This is a genomic window from Vannielia litorea (assembly GCF_019801175.1).
Classification (GTDB): Bacteria; Pseudomonadota; Alphaproteobacteria; order Rhodobacterales; family Rhodobacteraceae; genus Vannielia; species Vannielia litorea_B.
Genome location: NZ_JAHVJR010000001.1, coordinates 1,211,405 through 1,235,924, shown reverse-complemented (window position 1 = coordinate 1,235,924; position 24,520 = coordinate 1,211,405). Strand labels below are relative to the sequence as shown.

Genomic DNA, 24,520 nt, shown 5'->3' with positions numbered 1-24,520 from the left:
CTCCTTCCGGCTCCGAGCCTAACTTACGGCAGCGCCGCGTCACCGGATACTTTTGTCGGTGCCGTAGGCCGCGCCCCTGCCCCGGCGCGAACCTTCCAGTGCATCAACGGCCGGAGACGGGAGAGCTCAACTGGCTTGGTCATTACCGTGAAGTCCTCCTCTGCACCGGCCAGAGCCAGTTCGGGAGAGCGGTTGGCGGTAATCATGATCGCGGGCACATGGGTTTCAGTAGCCTCACGGACGGCACAGATCGCCGTCGTGCCAAGGTCCGACCCGTCGAGCTGGTAATCGGCAAGGATTATGTCCGGCGGCAGGCCAAGCTCTTCCACCATTGCGAGCGCCTCCTTCGTGCTGCGCGCTCCCAACACAGATGCGCCCCAGCGCTCCAGTTTCCGGGTGGTGGCATCGAGCACAGCAGCATCGTTCTCCACCACCAGCACGATCAGGTCCATCTCCGGAAAGTCCCCTGCGCCGGGGCTCATCGCCGCCTCACCGACCGGGGCCTGCGCCTCGACCGCCTCCATCTCGATCGAAAAGACAGACCCGACACCGGGCTTCGAGCGCACGCTCACTTGGTGACCCAGATGCCGACAGGTTCGGTCTACGATCGAGAGGCCCAGCCCCATGCCGCTACCCGGCGGCACATTGTCCGCCCGAGTGAACTCCTCGAAGATCCGTCGCTGATCCTTGCGGCTGATCCCGATGCCCGTATCCCAGACCTGAAGCTCCACCCGCTCGCCCGGCCTTCGCCGGCACCCCACGAGTACACGCCCGCTCTCAGTGTATTGGATCGCGTTCACCACTAGGTTCTGGATTGAGCGAAAAAGATAGCGCTGGTCGGACCGCACCCAGAGGCCGCTTGGCACCACGCTGAGTTGGACCCCCTTGCGCGCCGCAAAGGCCTGCTGGTCCTGCGTGACCGTTTGCATAACTTGCGCCAATGAAACATCGGTCGGGTTGAGCTGCCCGGTCGAACTTTCGAGCCGCGAGATATCGAGTAGTGCGTGCAGCAACTGCTCCATCGATGCAAAAGCCCCTTCAAGTCGCTCCACCGTCTCGGCCATCTGGGTCTCGCGGCTCATGTCGAAAAGCGTCGAGATCAGCAGTTTTGCAGCGTTGATCGGTTGCAGCAGGTCATGGGATGCCGCTGCGAGGAAGCGGGTCTTGGAGCTGTTGGCCGCTTCCGCCTCTTCCTTAGCGACCTTGAGTGCCTCCTGCACCCGCGCCAACTCTTCGAATTGCGCGGTCAACCGGGCGTTGGCGTGGGTGAGTTCGGCTGTCCGCTCGCTCACCCGCTTTTCCAGCAGTTCGGTGGCGCGGTACTCCAGAGTCACATCCTTAATATCGACCAGAAAGCCCATGTCCGGCAGCGCATGTGTGTGCATGTCCAGCACCCGGCCGCTGGCATGGCGCAACGTCTGCCGCAGCCGCCCGTCTTTGCCCGTCCGCTCCATCCAGCCATCGAAGAGGGCAAGATTTTCGCTGTCGATCAGGTAGTTGGCGCGAATGAACTCCACCACCTCGGTAAACAGTGTGCCCTGCTGCACAAGGGTGTAAGGTAGCCCGAGCAACTCGCGGAACCGGTCGTTGTGGAGTGTCACGGTGCCTTCGGCGCTGACCGTGCAGAGCCCGAGGCTCATGTGATCGATGGCGGCCTGTAGGTAGTGGGCATGCAGGTCAATCAGCTGCGCCTTTTCAGAGCGGTTCTTGCGGACGATGTCGGTGATCTCGGTCTGGAGCACGATTACCGTCTCGCCGCCCGTTCCCTGCTGGCTGATCTGGAACCACCGGTCGCCTTTCAGCGCAATCACGAAAGACGAAAGCGCTGTGCCCGCCTCTGCCTCCCGACGGGTGCGAAGAGGCGGCGCCACTTGCTCGTCGTCCGCCTCAAGATGTGCCGAATGCTCCATCGCGTCGAAATAGTCGGCTAGCGTCAGCCCGGGCAGGATCCGCCCCGAAATGTCCGGCAAAAGCGTGCGGAAGAGCTCGTTGCAAATCCGCAGCCGCCCCTCCTCGAAGAGCGCAAATCCGCCCTCCATGACAGAGAGGGCATCGGTCAGGTTCTTCTGGCTTCGCTCCCGGTCATGCCGCAATTGGCTCAGCTCGCTCGAGGCGCGTTCCAAGTCGCGGGTCTTGGCCCAGACCTGCCCCTGCAGTGCGATTGCCGACTGAAAAGCCGAATATGCTTGGCTGCCCACCTCGTTCTGCCGCCCAGCTCGCCGCACCAGCGCAGCAATAATCTTGGCCTGCTTCTCGACCTGCACCTCAAGGGGATCGTCGGGATCGATCATCAGTGCAACGAGCGCTCCTTGGGTTCAAAAAAGGCAACGCCCACGAAGGTCTGGTTCACATGCACGCCGCAGTGCTGCTCGCCATAGGTGTTGAAGCCCAGCACCCGGCGTTCCTTCAGCACCTCCGACGCTTGCCACGTCAGTTGCTTGTGGTCGATCTCAATGCGCCTAAGTACACAGTCGAACCCGAGGATGAATTCTGGCGCGCGCCCCCGCCCGTCCCGCAAATCGAGCTCCTGCGCCATGGTCTGAACAATCTCCTGACCCTTCCCGAGTGTCAGCAACAAGCCTTCGTCAATGGCGCTGAGGAACGAGAGTGCACCGCCCTCCTGAACCTCCTGAATGGCTCGCACGTGGTAGAGCGCCGAGTTCCGTACCAGCACCGGATTTTCCGCGAAGACCTGCGGCGATAGCTGCTCGCGGGGCACGCCAACGAGCCGGGCATATTCATCGGCCGCCGGAGCGCCGTTGATCTCATAGACCACCCGTTCTTCCGGCTCCGCGCCGGTTACGACCATCTGGTGCCCGGTCGGCAGGAAGTGGTCGAAGCCAATGCCCGAAAACTCGAGATCGGTCTCCAGGATCAGCAGGAGCGCGGCGTTGGTATGGAACTTGCCGCCGTGAAGCACGGAGGTTTGTTGAAAGGTCAATCCGTTCGCCGCGGAACCGCCAAAGATCGGCATGTCATCCAGCCCCGCCTCCAGCGCGGCAACCAACATATCCTCCTGCTTGGAAAGTCCGTCGCTGATGGTCAGCGCCAGTCGGTTCCAATGTGCCGTCTTCTGAAAACGTGCATCGAGCGCGCGTGCATCTGCAGTGATACGCTGAATCGAAAGCGGCTTGAGCGGAGCGATCAGTTGAGATGCGCAGCGGAAATGGCTGCGCGGGAAAGAGAGCGCCAGCAGAGCGTCATTCTCGTATCCCTCCGGGGTGATTTGCCCGGCGGTCGTGCAGCCGAAAACAAGGCAGCCGCCGAGATGTGCAGCCACACCTTGTTCCACCTCCCCGAGGTCGAGCGCCTCCGGGACGAAGAGCAGGGTGAAGCAGGCATCCTGATGAGCAAGAGCGGCGGCAACCTCCGCCACGGCCGTGTCTCCCGCCACCGCGTGGGAAACGGCGACACCGACTAGTGCCTCCGTCTCTCCCCCTGAATTTCCGTTCACCACCTCAGTTGCTCAGAAAAGCCTGGGTGTCGCTCTGCTCCGCCGCCGCATCGAGGCTCGCGCTTTCTACGAGCACAGCGGCCTGGGTTCGGTTCTGAACGCCCAGCCGGCGCAACAGCGCGGTGATATGGGCTTTGACCGTGGCTTCCGCGAGGTCCATTTCGTAGGCGATTTGCTTGTTGGGCTTGCCCACGCAGATGAGTTTCATGATGCGGGTCTGCTGTGGGGTGAGTTCGGCGATCTTACGGGCCACATCCTGCTTATCCCGCAGCTTCTGCTTTTGCGGCGCGTGCCGTACCCGGCTGAAACCCTTCGGCAGATAGGTCAGCCCGCTGCGCACCTCGCAAAGGGCGGCGCGAAGGTCTGCCATGGGGGCATCTTTGGGCACGAAGCCCGCCGCACCGGCATCCATCACCGCTTCGATCACCTCGTCGCTCGTGAGCGATGAGATCACCACAACCGGCACATCCGGCAGTTCCTCTCTCAGCCGTAGGCAACCGCTGATGCCGGTCACATCCGGCAGCTTGAGATCAAGCAGCACCATGTCAGGCCGAAAGCCTTTGCAAAGGGCCTGAAGCCCGTCATGCAGCGTGGTGGCCGTCACGATCTCACAGCCGTCGAACACATGGCGCAACGCTTGCTCCAACGCCGCGCCATAAAGCGGGTGGTCGTCGACCACCAACACCGAGCCGACCTCGCATGGTCGTCGCTCAAGCGCCTCATGTTTCATGATTTCGTCCTCCCTCACGGGAGGCTAGCAGGAAAGATTTCACCTGTGCAACTCTGTCGCAGCAGTTGAAACCCTAGGCGAGATTCCGCCGCAGGGTGCAAGAATACGCCCGGAGCCGGGCCCACGCCCGCCTCCGGTTTCTGCCGCTGTCAACCCGCCCTAGTCAGGCGTCAGCGAGCACGCCTTTTGACTTCGCCACATGGGTCGCAATCGCGTCCATCAGTGGCGGTGAAAGGCAGTCATAGGGCTCCAGCCCCAACTCCCTGAGCCGTGAGCGGATGCCGTCCATCCGATCCGGGTTCACCCCGCTCTCGATGATCGAAGAGCAGAAGGCAGCGAACTCAGGCGCTGACCAGCCATCTTGATCGCTCAACTCGGTGTGCACAAAGTCCAGCCCGTGGAACGGGTGGCCGGTATCCTCGATGCGGCCATACATGTGCGCCCCGCAGCCTGAGCAGGCATGCCGCTGGATCGCGGCACTCGGGTCGACGACCGAGAGCTTGTTCGCCCCCGAACGCACCGTGACGGCATCACGGCCGACAACCGCGATCTGGCTAAACACGGCGCCATCGGGCTTCCAGCACTTGGTGCAGCCGCACACATGGTTATGCGCCGTCTGGCCGCCGATCTCGACAACCACCGGATCGCTGGCGCAAAGGCACTTGATCGTACCACCGGAGAAACTCGCGCTGCCGGGCCTGACACCCCCGTCCACCGCAGGATGTATCGTCACTTGGGTCATGGCAGGCTCCTCCTCCTTGCCGCCGAACAGTCTGGACCACAGACTCATGGGCTTCCCTCCCCCGTTAGGGTTTGCCGGTGTGCACCTGTCGCACCCAAGGCAATGTCAGGTCATGGTGCCGCCCGAGCGATGCTCTGACAATTTAGCCAAGAGTATCGGTCCTTCGTGCTAGCAAGGCCCGTGCGATGCCCGTGAGATTAGGCGTGTCGGTGCCCCTGCCGAAAACGGCGTCATCAAGCCGCGCCAAGGCCCCCTGCCCGCGCCCATCGCGGCGCACCAATGCAGCCCCGGCCCGGCGGAGCGCGGTCAAATCGCCCCGACGTGCTGCTTGGCGAATCCGCCAGCGCAGCGGGTCAGCAAATCGAGGGCGGCCCAGCTTCTGCCCCCACAGCAACACGGCCAACCCGGCCACGACGCCGAAGCCTGCCGCCGCCAAAGCGCTTCGGCCGCGGTCCGCCCCGGCAACGGCGATCCCGGGCCGCGCCACCAACGGCTCCGTGTAGGCCACACGCTGCGCCCCGATCCGCACCCGCCGGGGCTGTCTGGCCACCGTGTCATACCACTCGAACTCCATCGGCTCGGTGATGGCCGACACCCCGTTGCCGGGCTGGATCGTCCAACGCCAGAAGGCGACCGAGACAGGCCCCTCCGGCGACAGTTCCACCAGCCGCTTCTCCGGGTGCGCAAAGACCAGCCCGCTGGGAGAGCGCAACTCCGGCATCGGCGGGATCATCTGCGGCGCGGCGCCCGTTGCCGCAACCCGTACAATGCGCAGCACGCCCTCGCCTTGTGCCAGCTGGTCCGGCGCATTGGACCAGCTGTCAGATACCTCCAACCGCCGGGCTGGGAACCACCAGTCTCTCGCCGGAGCCGGAGCAACCTGTAGCGGCACAGGCGCCGAGCGCAGGTCGTGGTCAAACCAGTCGTCGTCCGCGTCGATTAAGGTCAAATGATGGGTGAACGATCCGATCTCCAACTGCCCGTCCCGCTCCGGGAAGAGTGCCATGCGGCGGCGAAAGTTCTTCACCGGTTGTCCGCGCTCGCGGGTTTCGTACCAGTAGTCCTGTCCGAGCTGCATCCATGCAAAGCCCTCAAGCTCCGGCTGCACCAGGCTCTCCCGCGCAATGTGCCTTCGATACACGCCGTGGATTGTCATCAGTACCATCTCGCCCGCGAATGGCATGGCACCGGCATCCTCCACGGTCACAGTCAGTTCGATCTCGCCGGGCCGCACTTCGCTCGCCTGCGCCAGAGCGGCCCCCGCGAGCATCAGCCATGCAACCAGCGCCTTCATTGCGGATCCTCCGCCTCTGGCTGCCCTTCTCCCGCCCGCAAGCGCCGTTTGGCCTCATGGCGGATCCGTGCGGCCATGAAGGCGCCGGGCACATCCTCCAGCGTTTCCAGCCAGCGCTCATCGGCGGTGATGAACTTGTCATCGAACACCTTGCGAACTTCCCGCGCACCCCCGCTTACGATTTCAGGCAGACCAATGAGCGCGCCCACGTTGGTCACCTCCGTGCCCTGCCCTGCCGCGCGCGCGTTTCCTCTCGCTTCAAAGCTCTCTTCCAAAGGTCCGCTCAGATCACGCTCGGAGAACCACTCCACGACTGACCCCGCTTCCAGCGCCAAGCCCGCGTAGAAGGCCGCCACGAGGTCGAAATTGGCACCGGCCGCCCCGTCGCCGCCCGTCCGCGCGAGGTCATAGGCTTCAAGTGCTTCGGCATACTGGCCCGCTCTCGCAAGCGCATTGCCTTGGTTGAACGGCTGCCCAGCTCGTGCAAAAGCACCTGCCGCAGCCTCATAGTGCCCCGCCCGATACAGCGCCACACCTCGCCACCCCTGATCAGAAAAGAGCATCGGCACCGAAATCCCGGCATCCAGCAGCACCCTGCCAAATGGTGCTGTGCCCCCAATCAACAGCGCGACCGCCAAAAGGCCGCCTGCGATGAGCGCGATCATCTTCATGATTGCCTCCGCCGAAAGCCCAGCAAAAGCGGCACGAGAGCAGCAAGCAGCACGAGCCGCCCATGGTCGGCAAGAAACAGAAGCGGGTAGTCCGCCCGCTCCAATTGCGCCCGCCCGCCCTCGGCCAGAAACCCTGCCAGCGCGACACCTTCCAGCGGTGTGAAGGTTCGGCCACCACCAGCCCGTGCCAGCACCTCTGCAGGCTCCAGTCCCTCGGCGGCGACCACAGATAGCCGCGCACCCTCCGCCTCCAGCTTTGCCGCCACCTCAAGCGTCTCCGGCCCCAGCCCGCCGCCATCGGTGAAGAGCACTACATCGGCGCTGAACAGCCGGGCCTCCTTCAGCACGTCTGCCGCACGCGCCAATCCCAGCCATGGCCGTGAGCCCCTATCGGGCACCGTGGCGCCGTCGACCAGTTGCCAAGTCTGGGCCAGTTCCTTGTGATCACTGGTCAGATCGGCTGCGTGATAGGCATCGCCCGCCACCACCACCAGTGCGGCGGGCCTTGCCCCCAAACCCGCCATCGCGGCACGGCCAGCGGTCAGCATCTGGCTCCACCCGTCCGCTTCGGTCATCGAAAGCGAGGCATCGAGCACGAGGATCACCCCGTCGAGATTGCGAAACGCCGCTGCCTCGCGCCGCGTGGTTGCAGGACCGGTCAGAGCCAACGCCACCAGTCCGGCAGCAGCCAGCGCACCCAAGCCTTGCACACCCTGCCGCCCGGCCTCCACATGCCCAAGCCGCCGGAGCGCGGCCATCATCTCGGGGCGCACAACCCGCTCCCAGTCGCCCAGCCGCGCGCGTCGGCGCCAAAGCAGCACTGCAAGCGCCGCCACAACCGGCAAAGCCAGTAGCCACCACGGGCGGAGGAGTACCAGCCCGCTCACGCCCGCCTCCACGCCAGCCCGAGGCAGAGCAACAGTGCCAGCCCCGCCGGCCAGACCCAGAATTCGCGCCAGACTTCCGCCGACAAGCCATCGCTCGCGGTGGCTTCCAGCTGGTCCAGCGCTTCGCCCACAGCCACGAGGTCTTCAGTGGTACGCACCCGAAAGGTCTCACCGCCGCTCAGGTCCGCGACCGCACCCAAGGTGGCAGCGTCCACCACCCCGCGCTCCCCTTCATCGGCCTCGGCCAGTTCGCGCGGGCCCATGGCGATAGTATGCACCCGAACACCCATATCCGCCGCTAGAGCCGCCACGCCGCGCGGGTTCGTGGCGCCCGCGTTGTTCACCCCGTCCGAGAGCAGGATCACCACTTTGGTCGCCGCATCGCTGGTCGCCATGCGTTTCAACGCCAGCCCCAGCGCATCTGCCATGTTAGTCGCCCGTCCCGAGATACCGATTTCGGCCTGCTCGATCCGCCGCGCGACGGCTTCGGTATCAAAAGTGAAGGGCGCCGCATAATAGGCCTCGGAACCAAAGAAGATCAGCGCAACCCGGTCTCCAGCCCGCCGGCGCGCAAACTCCGTGCCCACCCGCTGCACCGCCTCGAGCCGCGTGATCGCGGCGCCGTCGAGGAAGAAGTCCTCCCGTACCATCGAGCCGGAAAGGTCGATGGCAATCGCAAGATCACGCCCCGTAACCCGTAAGGCCGAAACAGGCGCCAGCACCCGAGGTCCCGCCAAGGCAACGACCAGCAGCGCCCACGCCAGCGCCGCCAGCCACGGCACAGCTGTTCGGCCTCCCTGCAAACCGGGCTGCTCAAACCCCGCTGCGACACGCTCGGGTACGCGCAACGCTGCGCCCGAGCCTCGGGCCACAGGCAGAAGCGCCCACGCGAGCACCGGAAGCGGCAAGAGCAAAAACCACCACGGCTGGGCGAACTCAGGCATCGGCCCCGAGCCTGCGTTCAAGGCCCTCCGGCACCCCGCCGCGTGCATAGATCTGACTGCGCTGCGCCCCATAGCCGCTCGGGTCGGCCTCTCGCCACAGCGTCAGCAATGCAATTTCCCGCTGCTCCTCCGGCAAGGCGTCCGCCGCCGCGAGGCGCTGGGCAAAGCTCGCTGGTGCCGGTGGTCGCTCACGCCCGCGCAACACCGGGCGCAGGAGCAAAGCGATACACAGAGCCAGCCCAAGCCCCATCCCGGCCCCCGCTGCAAGTTCGGCGATCAAGCCGCCCGGCGCATCCGCTGGGAGCCGGATCTCCACCAGCCCCGCCTGCACCGCCTCTTCCGTCAGCGCTTGTCCTTCGGCCATATCATCGCCCCCAGATCGCGTGTAGCCGCCGCGCGGTCTCCTGCACCGGCGCCGCGGCCTCAATCACCATCGCTGGAAAGCCGCGGGGCGCCGCCTCTCCCGGTCCTGCGCCAGACACACGCAGCATTCGCACCGCGCCACCTTGAACCCGCACAGGGTATTGCCCCTCCGGCAGCCCCCCCGGCCCACGATCGTGCACCTCGAGCAAGAAAGGATGCCGCTTTTGGGCCAGTGCCCCCAAACGCTCTCCAAGGTCGTCACCCGGCACGTCGAAGCCGCTCGCCAGCATCAGTTCGGCACCACGTGGTGCAATTCGCTCCAGCGGCCTGAGCAACCCTGCGAGGTCCGGCTCGGCACTAGATTTCTCCAATGCAGTCGTCAGCGCCGCATTATGCGCGCGAACCATCCCGCCGATCACCGAGAGCATGCCGCGCGTGCGCCCACGTGCGCCTACAATCTCGGGCCCACCCGCGCCAAGCGTCATCAGCCCCACACGGCCGCCCTCCTCGACCGCCCGCCAGCCGATCAGAGCCAGAGCTTCGGCCGCCGCGACAGATCGAAACGCGCGGCCTGTGCCCCAGAGCATCGAGGGCCGCAAATCGAGCACCAAGAACGTGACCCTGTCACGCTCTTCCTGAAACCGCCTGATGTGCAACACGCCGGTCCGCGCGGTGCTGCCCCGGTCGAGATGGCGGATGTCGTCCCCCGCCACATATTCCCGCGTGTCGGCTATCTCCTGCCCCGAGCCGCGCCGCTTGCTGAGGAACCCGCCCGGCATCGCCGCGGGCGGCGCCGTAACCTCGCGCTCCACCGCCATATCGCGCAGGGCGATCAACCGCTCGGCATCAAGCGCAACGCCGGGGATGTCGAGCACGGGTTCCATCGCCCCCATCACAGCGGATCGGTCGCGGCCAGCACGTCGGCCACTAGCCCCCGCGCGCTTCGCCCCTCTGACTGCGCGGCCCACGTCAGCACCAGCCGGTGCGCCAAGGCATCCTCGGCGAGGGTCTCGACATCTTCAGGCAAGACGTGATCGCGCCCACGCAGCCATGCCCGGGCCTTCGCCGCCGAGGCCAGCGCGAGCGAGCCGCGTGGGCTGGCCGGATGTGAAAGCTCCTCTGCGAAGGGTGCCGCCCGCGTGGCTGTGACGATCCGCACGATGTAATCCCGGATCGGCCCGCTGAGATGGGTCGTCATTGCCGCCTTTCGGGCCGCGCGGATATCCTCGGCGACCGGCAAAGCCCCGGCTGGTTCCTGCCCTTCGGCCTCGACAAGATCCAGAATGCGCCGCTCGGTCAACGCATCCGGCAGGTCCAGCACAACATGGAGCAAAAACCGATCGAGTTGCGCCTCTGGCAGCGGAAAGGTGCCTTCATGCTCGATCGGGTTTTGCGTCGCCACCACGAGGAACGGATCGGGCAACGCGTGAGTCGCGTCGCCCGAGGTCACCTGCCCCTCGCCCATCGCCTCCAGCAAGGCCGACTGCACCTTGGGCGGGGCACGGTTGATCTCGTCCACCAGCACGAGGTTATGAAAGATCGGGCCCGGCACGAACTCAAAGTCCCCGGTCTGTGGCCTGAACACAGGAGTGCCGGTTAGATCAGAAGGCAGCAGATCCGGCGTGCACTGGATACGGGCGAAAGACCCGCTGAGAGCCCCGGCCAAAGCCTTCACGGCACGCGTCTTGGCCAGCCCCGGTGCACCTTCGACCAGCAGATGACCGCCAGCGAGAATGCCTGTCAGCAACCGCTCGATCAGCCGCTCATGGCCAATGAGCACCTCGGCCAGATGCGCAGAGAGTGCGGCCAGCCCGGGGCTGCCTGCGTCCTTGTCCATGCTGTCCTCCCATGTCGCGCCTTTAGCCTAGCGCCGTCGCCCGAAGGGCGGGAACACAGCCGTAAGTCTCGGTTCGCGTTAGGGAGCAAAGCTGCGAGAACAAGCCTATTGAGGTGCGGGAGGCGCCTCCATCTTGGGCATTTGCGGCCCGGGAGCGCATTCATGTGCGCCAAATTAACCGCAAATTCAGGTTGAAACGGGATTTTCGTGGTATGATCGGGGCATTCAGCCACGATTTCAGCACCAACGACTTAATCGAAAGCGTCCTCCCATGATCGAACTCGCCTTTGTTACCTGTCTGGCCACGAGCCCGACCGACTGCGAAAACCGCAGCCTTCTGTTTCAGGAGGGCACGCCGATGTCCTGCATGATGGCGGCACAGCCCCAGCTCGCCCAATGGATCAACGAGCATCCGAACTGGACCATCGCGCGCTGGAAGTGCCGTGCCTTCAAACCCGGTGAAGGTGCCTACGACATCTGAGCGCTGCCGGGGCTGACCGCGTCTTTGGGAGGAGCGCGGGCAAGCCGACCCGGTGGATTAAACGGTGAATTGCTGCAACAGCTTATAAGACGGTGCCGCGACTACCCCAGCGCGTAGCCCGCGCCACGGACCGTGCGCAGGAGGTCATCCCCGCCGTGCGCACCCAGTGCCTTGCGAAGCCGGCCGATATGCACATCGACCGTCCGGGTATCCACGTAGATATCCCGACCCCAGACACGGTCGAGCAGCTGTTCACGGCTCCACACCCGGCCCGGCTTTTCCATGAAGGTCGAAAGCAGCCGAAACTCCTTAGGCCCCAGCTTCAACTCACGGCCAGCCCGTTCGACCTTGTGCGTTTCGGCATCGAGCATGATGTCCTCATACTCCAGCCGCGCCCCAACCGTCGCAGGCCGTGTCCGGCGCAACTGCGCGCGGATCCGGGCCATCAGCTCGATAACGCTGTAGGGCTTGACGACGTAATCATCGGCGCCGGTTTCGAGCCCGCGCACCCGATCGACCTCTTCGGCCCGCGCCGAGAGCATGATGATCGGAATACCACGGGTCGCATTCTTCAGCTTCAACCGGCGGCAAACCTCGATGCCCGACAGGTTGGGCAGCATCCAGTCCAGCACGATCAGGTCGGGGCGTTCCTCCTCGACCAGCAAGATGGCATCCTCGCCGTTGTCGGCACTGACCAGATCGAAGCCCTCAGCCTCAAGGTTGTAGCTCAGAACCTCGCGCTGCGCGGGTTCATCTTCTACAACCAGAACAAGCGGTTGCGCGGTTCTGCTCATGTCTCGCTTCAGCTCCCGACTTCATAGGCCGGGGCTGTCTCCTTGGGTCTGGCGTCTTCCGGCATCTCGCCGGTGACAAGGTAAATCACCTGCTCTGCAATCGAGGTCACATGATCGCCCATGCGCTCGGTGTTCTTGGCGATGAAATGCAAGTGCATGCAGGCCGTGATGTTGCGCGGATCTTCCATCATGTAGGTCAGGAACTCGCGGAACAGCGCGTTGTACATCTGGTCCACTTCCTGGTCGCGGTTGCGCACATCCTCGGCCAACTCGGCATCACGCTGGATATAGGCGTCCAAGGCATCCTTGAGCATGCCTTCCACCGCGCGGCACATCCGGCGGATCGAAGTCGTGGCACCCTCAATCGGGTCGAGCTGCACCAGTACCCCGGTGCGCTTCGCCATGTTCTTGGCATAGTCGCCCACCCGCTCCAGATTGCCGGAGATTTTCATCACCGAGAGGGCGGTGCGCAGGTCGGTGCCCACAGGCGCACGCAGCGCGATCAGCCGGGCGACCTCTTCGGCCACCTGCTCTTCCAGTGCGTCAATCGCCTGGTCGTTCTTGCGGACGCGCTCGGCGGTCTCCTCGTCGCGCGCATCCAGCGAGGCGGCGGCCTCTACGATGGCGGTCTCCACCATGCCGCCCATCTTCATGATCATCGCCTGAATGGCTTCCAGATCACGGTCGAAGGCCGAGGCGATATGCTGTTCGTTCGGGGGAAGTGCGGACATGAGATCAGCCAATTCTGCCGGAGATGTAGGATTCGGTGCGCGGGTCGGTCGGGTTGGTGAAGATCTGGCCGGTCTCGCCAAACTCCACCAGGTTGCCGAGATGGAAGAAGGCCGTCTTTTGGCTCACGCGCGCGGCCTGCTGCATCGAGTGGGTCACGATCACCACCGAATATTGAGTCCGAAGCTCATCAATCAGCTCCTCCACCTGAGAGGTGGCGATTGGGTCGAGCGCCGAGCAGGGCTCGTCCATCAGCAGCACCTCAGGCTCCGTCGCCACGGCGCGGGCAATGCAGAGCCGCTGTTGCTGGCCACCGGAAAGGCCGGTGCCGGGTTTGTCGAGTCGGTCCTTCACCTCGTCCCAGATCGCGCCGCGACGGAGCGATTTTTCGACGATCACATCGAGATCGGCCTTCGACTTCGCCAGCCCGTGAATGCGCGGCCCATAGGCGATGTTGTCGTAAATCGATTTGGGGAACGGGTTCGGCTTCTGAAACACCATCCCCACCTTGGCGCGCAGCTGCACCGGGTCGACCTTCTTGTCATAGATGTTTTCGCCATCCAGCAGGATCTCGCCCTCGACGCGGCAGATGTCGATGGTGTCGTTCATCCGGTTCAGGCAGCGCAAGAACGTGGACTTACCGCAGCCCGACGGGCCAATGAACGCAGTCACGGTGTTGTCTTCGATCTGAACGTCCACGTCCTTGATCGCGTGAGTTTCGCCGTAATAGACCTGACACCCCTTGGCCGAGATCTTGATGTTGTCGGTATCCACTATTCTCTCCAGCGGTCGCATGTCATTCATTTCAAGGGCTCCCCTTACCAGCGCCGCTCAAAGCGCCGCCGCAGCACGATCGCGATGGCGTTCATGATCAGCAGGAACACGAGCAGCACGATGATACCGCCCCATGCCTTTTCATAGAAGGCCACGTCCGAACGGGCGGCCCAGGTGTAGATTTGCGCGGGCATGGCCGAGTTGGGCTCAACGAACCCATCCCAGAACCCAGTCGGAAACTCGCGCGCCACAAAGCCCACCATCCCGATCAGCAGCAGCGGCGCGGTCTCGCCAAGCGCCTGTGCGAGGCCGATGATCGTGCCGGTCAAAATGCCCGGCGCGGCGAGCGGCAGCACGTGGTGGAAGACGGCCTGCATCTTCGAGGCCCCCACACCCAGCGCCGCATCCCGGATCGAGGGCGGCACCGCCTTGAGGCTGGCGCGGGTCGAGATGATGATCGTCGGCAGCGTCATCAGCGTAAGCACGAGGCCGCCCACCAGCGGCGCCGACTGCGGCAGGCTGGCAAACTGGATGAACACCGCGAGACCCAGGATACCGAAGACGATGGAGGGAACCGCCGCGAGGTTGGAGATGTTCACCTCGATGATATCGGTGAACCGGTTCTTCGGCGCGAACTCCTCGAGGTAGATCGAGGCCGCCACGCCAATGGGCAGCGAAAGCACCAGCACCACCAGCATCATGAAGAACGAGCCGAGTACCGAGGCTCCGATGCCCGCGCCGCCGGGATTGTCCACGCCTGCGTCCTTGCCCAGCAAGAAGCCCCAGTCGAATTGCCGGGTGATGATGCCCGCTTCGGTCAGCTGATCGACCACATCGAGGTCAGTCGCCACGAGGAAGCGGCTGTCCACCAGCCCCTCGCGGGTCACGCGGCCCTTGAAGTAGCCATCCACCCGGCTCGAGGCATTCACCGTAAAGTCAACCGGTTCGCCCACCGCATCGGGGTTGGCCTGATAAAAGGCCCGTAGGTCGTTGCCGACCTTGCCCAGAATGCGCCCGATGGCATCGGGGTCCACCTCTCCGCCAATGCCCTGCTCCTGCATCTGGCTGCCCAACTGGGCAATGAAGAGCTTGGTATAGGCGGCGGTCTTCAGCATCCCGCTTTCGGCCTGGTCGATTTCGGCCGGGCTGACGTTCATCTCGAGGCTCACCACCGTGGTGGTGAAGGCCGGCACGCCCGAGCGGATGATCGAGAAGGCCAGCACGACCAGAAAGAAGATCCCCAGCGCGATGGCAGCAAGGCCATAGGCTTTGAACCGGGCCTCGGCGGCATTGCGGCGGCGCGTGCGCGGATCCACCTGCGTGAGCGAACCGTGGCGCTTTGGGGCGTTTGCAGTAGCGTCGGCCATCAGTCGTATTGCTCCCGGTATTTGCGCACGATGTAGAGCGCGAAGACATTGAGGCACAGGGTGATGATGAAAAGCGTCATCCCCAGAGCGAAGGCCACGAGGGCCTCGGGTGAGGCGAAGTCAGCATCGCCGGTGAGCTGGCTCACAATCTTGGCGGTCACAGTCGTCATCGCCTCGAAGGGGTTAAGCGAGAGCCGGGCCGCGGCCCCTGCCCCCAGCACCACAATCATCGTTTCACCGATGGCGCGGGACGCGGCCAGCAGCACCGCGCCAACGATTCCCGGCAAGGCGGCGGGCAGCACGACCTGACGGATCGTCTCCGACTGGGTCGCGCCCAGCCCATAGGAGCCATCGCGCATGGCCTGCGGAACCGCGTTGATGATGTCGTCGCTCAGCGATGAAACAAAGGGGATCAGCATGATGCCCATGACCAGACCGGCCGTCATCACCGCCGTACCCGACTGCATCCAGCCCAGCCCGTTGTCCCCGAAGACGCTGATCAGCAGCGGTCCGACGGTCAGCAGGGCGAAAAGGCCGTACACGATGGTCGGGATGCCGGCGAGGATCTCCAGCAGCGGCTTGGCCACCGAGCGCAGGCGCGGCGAGGCATACTCGCTTAGGTAGATCGCGGCGAAGAGGCCGATCGGCACCGCCACCAGCAGAGCGATGATCGAAATGTAGAGCGTGCCCCAGAGCAGCGGCCAGATACCCAGTTCCGAGCCACCGCCGAAGGAGGGCGACCATGTGAGAGAGCCGAAGAACTCACTCGCCGGGTAGATCCGGAAGAATTCGATGGTGTTGAACAGCAGCGAGAGCACGATGCCCACGGTGGTCAGAATGGCGATCGAAGCCGCGCCCACCAGCATCCAGCGAACCCCGCGCTCCACCACGTTCCGGGCGCGAAAATCCTTCTGGGCGCGCAGCACCGCCAATGCGGCACCGGCCACGGCCAGTGCGATCACCGCCACCGCCATCCAAGTCTTCGATGTACGATTAGCCTGGCGCATCTCCTGCGCCGCAAGCAGAACCGGTACGGTCACGTTCTGGGTGATCACCTGACCGGCTTCCTTGAGGCGGGCGGTCATATCCGTCAGGTCAGCGCGGGCATTGGAGGCTGCGCCTTCCGTCAAAACGCCCATCGCAACCGCGTTGTCGAGACCGTCCGCCACACGCCGGACCTCGGCCATCAGCAGGTTCTGCGAGGCGGCCTCCTCAACCACATCCGCCGGCAGGTTTGCCGCCACGCGCTTCTCGATCACCATCGGCCCAGCAATGAGCCATACGATCAGCACCAGCAGCGCAGGGGCCGTGGCAAACAGAAAGCCCATGTAACCGTAGTAGCTGGGCAGCGAGTGCAGGTGGCGCGGGTCATTACCCACGGAGGCCAGAGCGCGCTGCCGGGCCACCACGTAGCCCAGTGCGCCAATGCCTAGAACGATCAGGAAGATCCACAAAACCGGCATATGCCGTCCCCCGGGGTCTGAAGTCTGTGCCCCGGTACATCGGGGCGGGCACTGGTGTGAACAAAAAAGGGTGGAGGCGGCACCGCAGCGGCACCGCCTCCGAAAAGCGAGGGAGGCTTACATGCCTTCGCCCATGGTCTTCTCTTCGTTCACCATGGCCTGGGTCTTCGACAGCTCGGGGTCGGAGACGAGGCCGTAGTTGGCGAGCGGGCCAGAGGGGCCAGCCAGATCATCGGAGATGAAGAACTGGGCGTACTCTTTCAGACCGGGGATCACGCCGATGTGGGCCTTCTTGATGTAGAAGTACAGCGGACGCGATACCGGGTACTCGCCGGAGGCGATGGTCTCGGTCTTCGGTTCGATGCCGCTCATGGTGGCGACCTTCAGCTTGTCCTGGTTGTTCTCGTAGAACGCCAGGCCGAACACGCCGATGCCGTTGGGGTTGGCGTCGATGCGGGCGAGGGTCTCGGTGTAGTCGCCGTCGATGTCGACCGACTTGCCGTCGGTGCGCACGGCGAGGCAGGCATCCTCGGCGTCGTCCTCGGACATACCGCCAGCAACCATCGCTTCCAGCGCGCCCGTGGCTTCACAACCGGCAGCAAGAACCTTCTCTTCGAAGACTTCACGGGTGCCGTGCTTGGTGCCGGGGATGAACGCGGCGATCTCGGCGTCGGGCAGATCGGCGTTGAACTCGTTCCACTTGGTGTAGGGGTTGTCGACCAGTTCGCCGTCAACCATCACCTTGGGGGCAAGCGCGTTGAAGATGTCGGTCGGCTCAAAGGCGGTGAAGGCCGGGCCGGATTGCTGGCTGGCAAACACGATGCCATCATAGCCGATGCGCACTTCGATGATATCGGTCACGCCAGCGTCGGCACAGGCGGCGATCTCTTTTTCGCGGATGGCGCGCGAGGCGTTGGCCACGTCGATGGTGTTCTCGCCCACGCCTTCGCAGAAACGCTTGAGGCCAGCCGAGGAGCCGCCCGATTCCACGACCGGGGTCGGGAAGTCGGTGTTCTCGCCGAAGGCTTCGGCGACGATAGAGGCATAGGGCAGCACGGTCGAGGACCCGGCAACCTGCACTTGGTCACGCGCAGCAGCAGTGCCGGCGGCCAGCGCGGTCAGCGCGAGGGTGGAAACGGTGAGCTTGGTGAAAGACATCTGGAACTCCGTTGCATGTCAGGCTCGCCCCAACTGCTCATGCGGGGCGTTCGCGGTGCCCTTCTCGGCGCTGCGTGTTAGGCTTTTGTGACAGGTGTGTAACAGTTTCATGACATGCCGAGGGGGAAGCCAGATTTTGTCAGGAATGATTGTCTCGAGCGGCCAAGAGTTTTTAAAATGTGGGCCCGCGGCCCTTAATGTTGGGGCCGAGGATACAGCTGCAATCGAAGGAAAAGCCATGAAAACAGGTGGATGCCAATGCGGAAACGTGCGTTTCAAAATCGAGGGCGAGCCTATCAATGAGGTCTTCTGCTACTGCACCGAATGTCAGCAACGGACCGGCAGTGACAAGTGGTTCGGCCTATGGATCGCCAGCCCGAACCTGAGCTTCATCCAAGGACACGAACCCGCTCAATTTACCCGCAAGGGAGCCTCCGGGCGAGATGTCCATCACCACTTCTGCCCGGAGTGCGGTATTAACGTATGTGCTGACATGACCGCAGGTGGCTTTTACACCGTCGCCGCCACCAGCATCGACGGTGGCTGGCCGCACAAACCCAAAGCCGCGATCTATGCCGCTTCAGCGCCGCACTGGGCCGTCCTGCCCCAAGACATCCCCGTTTATGATGGCCTGCCGCCTATGTGATTGATCAAGCGTCGAAAGTCCGGCCAAGAGACGGTCCTTCACCCCGCCAAAGGCAGGAACACCGTAAAACACGCCCCCTGCCCCAACTCGCTTTCGATCATGAACCGCCCCCGGTGCCGCGCCACGATGTGTTTGGCAATCGCCAGCCCGAGCCCGGTGCCGCCCATCTCGCGGCTGCGGTGCGAATCCACCCGGTAGAACCGCTCCGTCAGGCGTGGGATGTGCCGTGGGTCGATCCCATCCCCATAGTCCCGCACTGCGCAACGAAGCGCCGGGCCGCGAAGGGCGATCACGCGCTCCTCCAGCGCAACCGATATCTCGATCTTTCCGCCCCCGCCCCCGTATTTCAACGCGTTCTCTATGAGGTTGGTGAACACCTGCGTTAGCTGGTCGGCATCGCCCGGAACCTTCGGCAGGTCCTGCGGCAGATTCCGCACCAGCTCCAGCCGCGCCTCCTCGGCCAGCGGCTTAAGCGCATTGGCCGCAGAGGCCAGCAGTTGCGGCACATCCACCAGCCCCGAGGGCCGTTGCAGGGCCACCGCCTCGACGCGTGACAGCGACAGCAGATCGTTCACCAGCCGGTTCATCCGCGCCGTCTCGCGCTCCATGATCCCCAAAAACCGCTCGCGGGCCGCCTCGTCGTTCTTCGCTGGCCCCCGAAGGGTTTCAATGAAGCCGGTGAGCGCGGTCAGCGGCGTCTTCAGCTCGTGCGAAACATTCGCCACAAAGTCCCGCCGGATCTGGTTGGCCGCCTCGGTCTGGCTGAGGTCTTCGAAGGCCAGCACCACCCGCCCGTCGAGCGGCGTCGCCTTCACCTGAAAGATCTGCTCGCCCTCGCCCTCGACCCGCCGCACCCGGGCCTGGCCGGAATGGCCAAGGCTCAGCGCATTCTCGATAAGCTGTGCGACCGATGGCTGGCGGAGCTGCAGGCTGTAGTGCCGCCCCTGCCCGATCCGGCCAAAGAGCTCCGCCGCCGGCGAGTTTATCGCCTCGATCCGGGCATCCGCGCCTATGACGATCAGCGGGGTCGGCACTGCCTCGGCAAGGGCTTCGATCTCCGCTGGCGTCATCGTGTCAGACCGGCTTCAGCCCGGCCCGGAAGCGCCGCATGTTCTCCTGATAATGCAGCGCGGAGCGCCGCAGCCCCTCGATCGCCGCCTCGTCCAGCTGCCGAACAACCTTGCCCGGCGCACCCATCACCAGCGAATTGTCGGGGATCTCCTTGCCCTCGGTAATCAGCGCCCCCGCGCCGATCAGGCAATTCTTGCCGATCACAGCGCGGTTCAGCACCGTGGCGCCCATCCCGATCAGAGAGTTCTCGCCAATCGTGCAGCCGTGCAGCATAGCCTTGTGGCCCACCGTCACACCCGCACCGATGGTGAGCGGGCAGCCCGGATCGGTATGGCAAACGGTGTTCTCCTGCACGTTCGCCCCGGCGCCCACGCGGATTTCCTCGTTGTCGCCCCGCAGCGTGCAGCCAAACCAGACAGATGCGCCGCTTTCCAGAACGACATTGCCGATCAGGTTGGCATCCGGGGCCACCCAAAAATCTTTATCCTCCGGAAAAACCGGCGCGATCCCGTCGAGGGCATAGATCATCTGACTTCCTTCTCCCGAAACTGGTCGTGCAGGGCGCGAACATGCGCGGCAAGGTCGGGTTGCTGCGCCCGCCGCATCCGCTCGGCCGAGACGATGGTGCGCAGCTTCTTTTCGCTCTCGTCCAAATCGTCATTGACCAGCACGTAATCGTAGCTGTCCCAATGGCTGATCTCGTCCCAGCTCTTCTGCATCCGCTTGGCGATCACCTTGTCTTCGTCTTGACCGCGCTCAATCAACCGGCGGCGCAACTCGTCGATCGTGGGCGGCAGGATGAAGATTGAGAGCGTGTGCTTGCCCAACTCCGAGTTGCGGATCTGCTGAGCGCCCTGCCAGTCCACATCAAACAGCACATCGCGGCCCGCGTTGATCGCCTCACGCACCGGGCCAGCCGGAGAGCCGTAGTGATTGCCAAAAACATGCGCATGCTCCAGCATCTGCTCGTCGGCCACCTGCTGGCGAAAATCCTTCTCGGTAAGAAAATGGTAATGCACCCCGTCTTCCTCGCCCGGCCGCGGCGGGCGCGTGGTGGCACTGATCGAAAAGCTCAGGTCAGGGTCCCAGCCCATCAGCCTCCGCGCCAGCGTCGTCTTGCCTGCGCCCGAGGGCGACGACAGGATGATGAGCAATCCGCGTCTGGCCAAGGCCCCCTCCCCTATTCGATGTTCTGAACCTGCTCCCGCATCTGGTCGATGGCGGCCTTGAGGTCAAGCCCGATCCGGGTCAGTTCCACTGCCTGCGCCTTGGAGCAGAGCGTGTTGGCCTCGCGGTTGAACTCCTGGCAGAGAAAGTCGAGCTTGCGGCCCACGGCATCCTCGCTGGCCAGCAAATCGCGGCTCGCGGTTACATGGGCCTCCAGCCTGTCCAACTCCTCGGTCACATCGCTCTTCAGCGCCAGCAGGGCCACCTCCTGCGCCACCCGGTCCTGATCGAGCCCCTTGGCGTTTTCGAGCACGCGGGCGAGGTTCTCCTTCAGGCTCGCAGCCATTTCGGCCTTGCGCTCCTCGGCTACAGGCCGCGCCTCACGCACCAGCTTTGCGACCTTGTCGAGATGGGCCAACATCACTGCGTGAAGCGCCGCGCCCTCCGTGGCGCGCATTTCGATGAAACTGTCGAGCAGCGGCCTGAAATCGGCAACTAGCTTAGAGCGCAGCGCCACCAGCTCACCGTCGCTAAGGCTGTTGGGATCGTCCGCGATGCCCTTCATCGAGAGAATCTCTGCCGTGGTCGGCGCCTTAAGCTCAACACCCGCCCGTTCAGCCTCGCGCGTAATGGCACTCAGGGCCGAGAGCACTTGGCTCAACTGGGTGCTGTCGAGCCGCATTTGGCCATCACTCCGGCTACGCTGCAGCCGCAGGCTGAGCGAGACATTGCCGCGCACCAGAGCCTTGTTCAGTTCGGTCCTGAGAGCCTGCTCAAGACCCCCAATCCATTCCGGCAAGCGCAGGCGCAGGTCGAGCCCCTTGCCGTTCACGCCGCGCAATTCCCAGCTCCAGCTGAAGTCACTGCCCTGCTGGGACCGGGTCGCAAACCCTGTCATGGAGTTAACCATTGGAGTTAACCATTTAAGATTTTTCCCCCCGGAAAATCGTCCGGCTTTGTGCTATTAACGGATAGGTAATCTTTCTTGTCCATGAGTTAACAGACCGTGCGCTCGTGAACAACAAAGGCGGTGGGGTTTTAATCAAGCCGAGGACGGGGTTTAGGGCGTGGAACATCAGGACGAAAGCACTCGCGGGGTGGTCTCGCTCATGCAGTATCACAACGATATCCGATTCCCTGCAGTCCACGCGCTGCGGCGCTACTGGGATGATCTGCGCGGCCCGCGTCAAGTGCCCTCGCGCGCCGAGGTTGACCCGCGCGCGATCGAGGAAACGCTGGAATATGCCTTCATCCTCGAGCGCATTGCGCCCGGCGTCGGACGGTTCCGGCTGGCCGGGATGCACCTCAACGACCTGATGGGCATGGAGGTGCGCGGCATGCCCTGCACCTCCATGTTCATGCCCGAGCACCGCGCCACCCTGAGCCGAGTGCTCGAGGATGTTTTTGCCGGTCCGTCTACCGCCCTCCTCACCCTCGCAGGCGAGCGCGGAGTCGGTCGTCCGCCGATGGACGGGCAGATGCTGCTTCTGCCGCTGACCTCCGACTTCGGCGATGTCACCCGCGTACTCGGCTGCCTCTGCACCATCGGCCCCATCGGCCGCTCGCCCCGCCGCTTCCTCGTGAAAGACGAAGTCGTGCGCCCGATCCGCCTCGGCGACAGGAGCGAGAATCCGGATGCCGCCGCCCCCGATGCCATGGGCAGCCCCCTCACCCGCGAAGAACGCCTCAAGATCCGCCGGACGACCGAGGGTGACGAAACCCGGGACGCCGCTACGCCAAAGGGCTTCAACGAGCCTGCCGCGAGCTACACCCCGCCCACACCAAGCGCGCCGGAGGGTAAAAAGCCCCGGCTGCGACTTGTGCGCTCCGAAGGCGAGGTCGTCGGCCACGACGAGTGAGCCCACCCAACCCGATGTGCCTCCATCCGGAGCACTGACTCATCTGCAACAGGTCCGCCAGATTCCCTACAACCGCGATTCGAAAGTTTGCGCAAAATCCGCCTCCCGGTGTTAACTCGTTGTAAAAACAATGCGTTTAACAACCATGACCCAGAGGCGGGAAACAGATGCGGGATTTCGACGTTCAGCCGTTCTATTCTAGGCGGCCACGCCATCGCTACGGCGACACCTTCGTGCCGGAGTTCGTCAATGACTTCGTCGACTGGTACAAGGACACCCTTCCCGAGGCCGAAATGGTGCCGGGCGACAACTGGATGACCTGTTTTTCAGAGCTTGGCGCGCGCAAGTTCCGCAATATCACCCGACGTGGCGTCGGCGGATACTACCAAGCACGCGGCGTGTTCCCCGATTTCCGCAACGCCACCGACTTCACCCAGATGACCTTGATGAACAGCCTCGTCGCGCCGATGCCCCGGCTGATCCCGGCCGACAAGCTGAATGTCGCCAAGTACATCCCCCGCCGCTACCGCAGCCAGCTGCATGTGCCGCGTGTTGAACGGGTGTTCAACTCCGCCGACGAGGTGGATTTCTCAGGCATCGCGCCCGGCACCTACTACCTCAAGTCCAACCACGGCAGCGAACAGAACCTGCGCATCGATTTGCCACTAACTGACAAGGACACGCTGGCAAAGATTGAGCGCCGCGTGCCGGTTTGGTTCGACCTGCCCTACGGCACCCGTACCTCGCAATGGTGGTACCGCCTGATCGAGCGCAAGGTGTTCCTCGAAGAGAGTCTCACCCGTGCGCCCGACGAGGTGGTGCCCGATTTCCGGTTCCACTGCATCAACGGCAAGGTCGCGCTACTCCAGCTCGATCTCGGCCTCGGCACATCCGGTCGCAACAACCCGATCTACGACGGGGCGCTCAACTACATGCCGCACAACTTCCTGCGCGCCAATCGCTCCGAGGAGCCGTTGCCGCCTCAGGCCGGGCTGGCCCGCGACATGGCCGAAGCCATCGCCGCGCCCTTCCCGTACGTTCGGGTCGACATCTACATCCGCCAATCCGAGCTGTTTCTCGGTGAGCTGACCTTCCTGCCCAATGCCGGGCGTCGCAAGATCATGTCCGACGAACTCAACGCCTACCTCTGCGATTTCTGGTCACCGATGCCCAAGGTCCGCCAGGTGTCTGAGGCGGCAGAAATCGCCATCGCAGCAGAATGAGCGCGCCCCAACGCGGCCGGCGTGTCCGATGACCATGCAGATCACCATCCACGCCGGCTTTCACAAGACCGGCACCACTACCCTGCAGGCCCTCCTGCGCCAAAACCGCACGGCGCTCTCGAAGCATGCCGACATCTACCTCGCCCACGACATGGGGTCGCTGTCCCTCGCCGGGCGGTTTTACGGCGCAGACCCGGGCCCCGATCGCCGCAAGGCCTTCGTCGTCGCCTGCAACCGCTTTCTTGCCGACCTGCGCCCTGCCCCGCATATCTTGATCTCGCGGGAGTCGCTCTGCGGCAAGATGCTGGGTGATCTGAGGGTCGATGGCAATCTGATCACTGAGTACGGCGATGTCACCGTTACCCTCTCCCGAATTCTATCGCGGCGGGTACAAGCCCGCTTCGGTCCCGACGCGCGCCTCAGGCTGGTCTATACGACCCGCTCGCCCGAGAGCCTTTTGCGGAGCGCGTGGAGCCACAACCTCCGCCACCGCCGCCTGACCGACAGCTTCGAGACATTTCGGGCCCAATTCCCCGCGCCGCCCGACCTGGAGAAAACCGTCGACGCGGTGCGTGCCGCACTTCCGGGCGTCGAAGTACTGTCGATGCCGCTTGAGGAGATTGCCCGCCACCGGCTCGGCCCTGCAGGCCCGCTGCTCGAAGCGATCGGGGTGCCGCAGGACGAGTTGGCGCAATTCGCGCCGATAGGAAGCCGGCGCAAAGGCCAGAGCGCCGGTCTCTCCGAGGAGATCCTCGCCCTCAACCGCACCATCACCGACAAAGCAACTCTGCGTGCTCGCAAACAGGCGCTCCTGCTTGAGCGCGAGGGCATACCTGCCGACTGATCTGGGAAAAAGCAAAACGCCC

Annotated in this window: 26 protein-coding genes; 5 read left to right on the top strand and 21 right to left on the bottom strand. The window is 64.1% G+C overall.

Annotated elements, in window-relative coordinates; translation table 11 throughout:
* Positions 1 to 23: 23 nt before the first annotated feature.
* The 11 genes from KUV38_RS06085 to KUV38_RS06035 form a co-directional block, all read right to left on the bottom strand.
* Positions 24 to 2,291: a PAS-domain containing protein gene (locus KUV38_RS06085; protein WP_222469193.1), complete on the bottom strand. Its 2,268-nt coding sequence runs from the start codon at positions 2,289 to 2,291 to the stop codon at positions 24 to 26.
* Positions 2,291 to 3,376, bottom strand: a complete 1,086-nt coding sequence (locus KUV38_RS06080) for an FIST N-terminal domain-containing protein (RefSeq protein ID WP_315898598.1) — start codon at positions 3,374 to 3,376, stop codon at positions 2,291 to 2,293. Before KUV38_RS06080 ends, KUV38_RS06085 begins: the two co-directional genes overlap by 1 nt.
* 82 nt (positions 3,377 to 3,458) lie before the next feature.
* A complete protein-coding gene (locus KUV38_RS06075) occupies positions 3,459 to 4,184 on the bottom strand; it encodes a response regulator (protein ID WP_222469191.1) in 726 nt (241 codons plus the stop codon).
* Between the two features lie 163 nt (positions 4,185 to 4,347).
* A complete protein-coding gene (gene gfa, locus KUV38_RS06070; RefSeq protein ID WP_261384580.1) occupies positions 4,348 to 4,974 on the bottom strand; it encodes an S-(hydroxymethyl)glutathione synthase in 627 nt (208 codons plus the stop codon).
* A gap of 94 nt (positions 4,975 to 5,068) precedes the next feature.
* The gene (locus KUV38_RS06065; protein WP_222469190.1) at positions 5,069 to 6,220 is read right to left on the bottom strand and encodes a hypothetical protein; all 1,152 of its coding nucleotides are present in this window, start codon (positions 6,218 to 6,220) and stop codon (positions 5,069 to 5,071) included.
* Positions 6,217 to 6,891, bottom strand: a complete 675-nt coding sequence (locus KUV38_RS06060) for a hypothetical protein (protein WP_222469189.1) — start codon at positions 6,889 to 6,891, stop codon at positions 6,217 to 6,219. Before KUV38_RS06060 ends, KUV38_RS06065 begins: the two co-directional genes overlap by 4 nt.
* A complete protein-coding gene (locus tag KUV38_RS06055) occupies positions 6,888 to 7,778 on the bottom strand; it encodes a vWA domain-containing protein (RefSeq protein WP_222469188.1) in 891 nt (296 codons plus the stop codon). Before KUV38_RS06055 ends, KUV38_RS06060 begins: the two co-directional genes overlap by 4 nt.
* Complete coding sequence (locus KUV38_RS06050; RefSeq protein WP_222469187.1) at positions 7,775 to 8,722, bottom strand: VWA domain-containing protein; 948 nt, start codon at positions 8,720 to 8,722, stop codon at positions 7,775 to 7,777. The genes KUV38_RS06055 and KUV38_RS06050 overlap by 4 nt, the downstream gene beginning before the upstream one ends.
* Complete coding sequence (locus KUV38_RS06045; RefSeq protein ID WP_222469186.1) at positions 8,715 to 9,086, bottom strand: hypothetical protein; 372 nt, start codon at positions 9,084 to 9,086, stop codon at positions 8,715 to 8,717. The genes KUV38_RS06050 and KUV38_RS06045 overlap by 8 nt, the downstream gene beginning before the upstream one ends.
* 1 nt (position 9,087) lies before the next feature.
* Positions 9,088 to 9,969 carry a DUF58 domain-containing protein gene (locus tag KUV38_RS06040; RefSeq protein WP_222469185.1) on the bottom strand — a complete coding sequence of 294 codons (882 nt, stop codon included), beginning with the start codon at positions 9,967 to 9,969 and terminating at the stop codon, positions 9,088 to 9,090.
* 8 nt (positions 9,970 to 9,977) lie between these two features.
* Positions 9,978 to 10,922 (bottom strand): AAA family ATPase, encoded by a 945-nt coding sequence (locus KUV38_RS06035; RefSeq protein ID WP_222469184.1) that lies wholly within the window; start codon positions 10,920 to 10,922, stop codon positions 9,978 to 9,980.
* Between the two features lie 271 nt (positions 10,923 to 11,193).
* Here KUV38_RS06035 and KUV38_RS06030 point away from each other — a divergent pair, with 271 nt between their 5' ends.
* Entirely contained in the window at positions 11,194 to 11,403 is a 210-nt protein-coding gene (locus KUV38_RS06030) for a hypothetical protein (protein ID WP_222469183.1), read from the top strand.
* A gap of 101 nt (positions 11,404 to 11,504) precedes the next feature.
* Here the strand turns inward: KUV38_RS06030 and phoB are convergent, their stop codons facing one another.
* The 6 genes from phoB to KUV38_RS06000 all read right to left on the bottom strand — a co-directional run bounded on the left by phoB (position 11,505) and on the right by KUV38_RS06000 (position 17,688).
* Positions 11,505 to 12,197, bottom strand: coding sequence for a phosphate regulon transcriptional regulator PhoB (phoB, locus tag KUV38_RS06025; protein WP_222469182.1), 693 nt, complete (start codon positions 12,195 to 12,197; stop codon positions 11,505 to 11,507).
* Between the two features lie 8 nt (positions 12,198 to 12,205).
* Entirely contained in the window at positions 12,206 to 12,928 is a 723-nt protein-coding gene (phoU, locus tag KUV38_RS06020) for a phosphate signaling complex protein PhoU (RefSeq protein WP_222469181.1), read from the bottom strand.
* A 4-nt stretch (positions 12,929 to 12,932) separates the two neighbouring features.
* The gene (gene pstB, locus KUV38_RS06015) at positions 12,933 to 13,730 is read right to left on the bottom strand and encodes a phosphate ABC transporter ATP-binding protein PstB (protein ID WP_222469180.1); all 798 of its coding nucleotides are present in this window, start codon (positions 13,728 to 13,730) and stop codon (positions 12,933 to 12,935) included.
* A 14-nt stretch (positions 13,731 to 13,744) separates the two neighbouring features.
* Complete coding sequence (gene pstA / locus KUV38_RS06010; protein WP_222469179.1) at positions 13,745 to 15,067, bottom strand: phosphate ABC transporter permease PstA; 1,323 nt, start codon at positions 15,065 to 15,067, stop codon at positions 13,745 to 13,747.
* Positions 15,067 to 16,530: a phosphate ABC transporter permease subunit PstC gene (pstC, locus tag KUV38_RS06005; protein WP_222469178.1), complete on the bottom strand. Its 1,464-nt coding sequence runs from the start codon at positions 16,528 to 16,530 to the stop codon at positions 15,067 to 15,069. Before pstC ends, pstA begins: the two co-directional genes overlap by 1 nt.
* A gap of 117 nt (positions 16,531 to 16,647) precedes the next feature.
* Positions 16,648 to 17,688, bottom strand: coding sequence for a substrate-binding domain-containing protein (locus tag KUV38_RS06000; protein WP_222469177.1), 1,041 nt, complete (start codon positions 17,686 to 17,688; stop codon positions 16,648 to 16,650).
* 145 nt (positions 17,689 to 17,833) lie between these two features.
* Between KUV38_RS06000 and KUV38_RS05995 the strand changes: the two genes are divergently transcribed.
* A complete protein-coding gene (locus tag KUV38_RS05995) occupies positions 17,834 to 18,334 on the top strand; it encodes a GFA family protein (RefSeq protein ID WP_222469176.1) in 501 nt (166 codons plus the stop codon).
* A gap of 38 nt (positions 18,335 to 18,372) precedes the next feature.
* Here the strand turns inward: KUV38_RS05995 and KUV38_RS05990 are convergent, their stop codons facing one another.
* The 4 genes from KUV38_RS05990 to KUV38_RS05975 are packed head-to-tail and all read right to left on the bottom strand — an operon-like array spanning position 18,373 to position 21,470.
* Positions 18,373 to 19,404 (bottom strand): sensor histidine kinase, encoded by a 1,032-nt coding sequence (locus KUV38_RS05990; protein WP_222469175.1) that lies wholly within the window; start codon positions 19,402 to 19,404, stop codon positions 18,373 to 18,375.
* Between the two features lie 4 nt (positions 19,405 to 19,408).
* A complete protein-coding gene (locus tag KUV38_RS05985; protein ID WP_222469174.1) occupies positions 19,409 to 19,933 on the bottom strand; it encodes a gamma carbonic anhydrase family protein in 525 nt (174 codons plus the stop codon).
* Positions 19,930 to 20,574 carry a guanylate kinase gene (gene gmk / locus KUV38_RS05980; RefSeq protein ID WP_261385161.1) on the bottom strand — a complete coding sequence of 215 codons (645 nt, stop codon included), beginning with the start codon at positions 20,572 to 20,574 and terminating at the stop codon, positions 19,930 to 19,932. Before gmk ends, KUV38_RS05985 begins: the two co-directional genes overlap by 4 nt.
* Positions 20,575 to 20,585: 11 nt before the next feature.
* The gene (locus KUV38_RS05975) at positions 20,586 to 21,470 is read right to left on the bottom strand and encodes a YicC/YloC family endoribonuclease (RefSeq protein WP_222469173.1); all 885 of its coding nucleotides are present in this window, start codon (positions 21,468 to 21,470) and stop codon (positions 20,586 to 20,588) included.
* 169 nt (positions 21,471 to 21,639) lie between these two features.
* On the opposite strand from KUV38_RS05975, the gene KUV38_RS05970 reads away from it, so the two are divergent.
* From KUV38_RS05970 to KUV38_RS05960, 3 genes are all read left to right on the top strand, one after another.
* The gene (locus KUV38_RS05970; protein ID WP_315898597.1) at positions 21,640 to 22,431 is read left to right on the top strand and encodes a PAS domain-containing protein; all 792 of its coding nucleotides are present in this window, start codon (positions 21,640 to 21,642) and stop codon (positions 22,429 to 22,431) included.
* A gap of 167 nt (positions 22,432 to 22,598) precedes the next feature.
* Positions 22,599 to 23,654: an ATP-grasp fold amidoligase family protein gene (locus tag KUV38_RS05965; RefSeq protein WP_222469172.1), complete on the top strand. Its 1,056-nt coding sequence runs from the start codon at positions 22,599 to 22,601 to the stop codon at positions 23,652 to 23,654.
* A gap of 28 nt (positions 23,655 to 23,682) precedes the next feature.
* Complete coding sequence (locus tag KUV38_RS05960) at positions 23,683 to 24,498, top strand: hypothetical protein (protein WP_222469171.1); 816 nt, start codon at positions 23,683 to 23,685, stop codon at positions 24,496 to 24,498.
* Positions 24,499 to 24,520 lie beyond the last annotated feature (22 nt).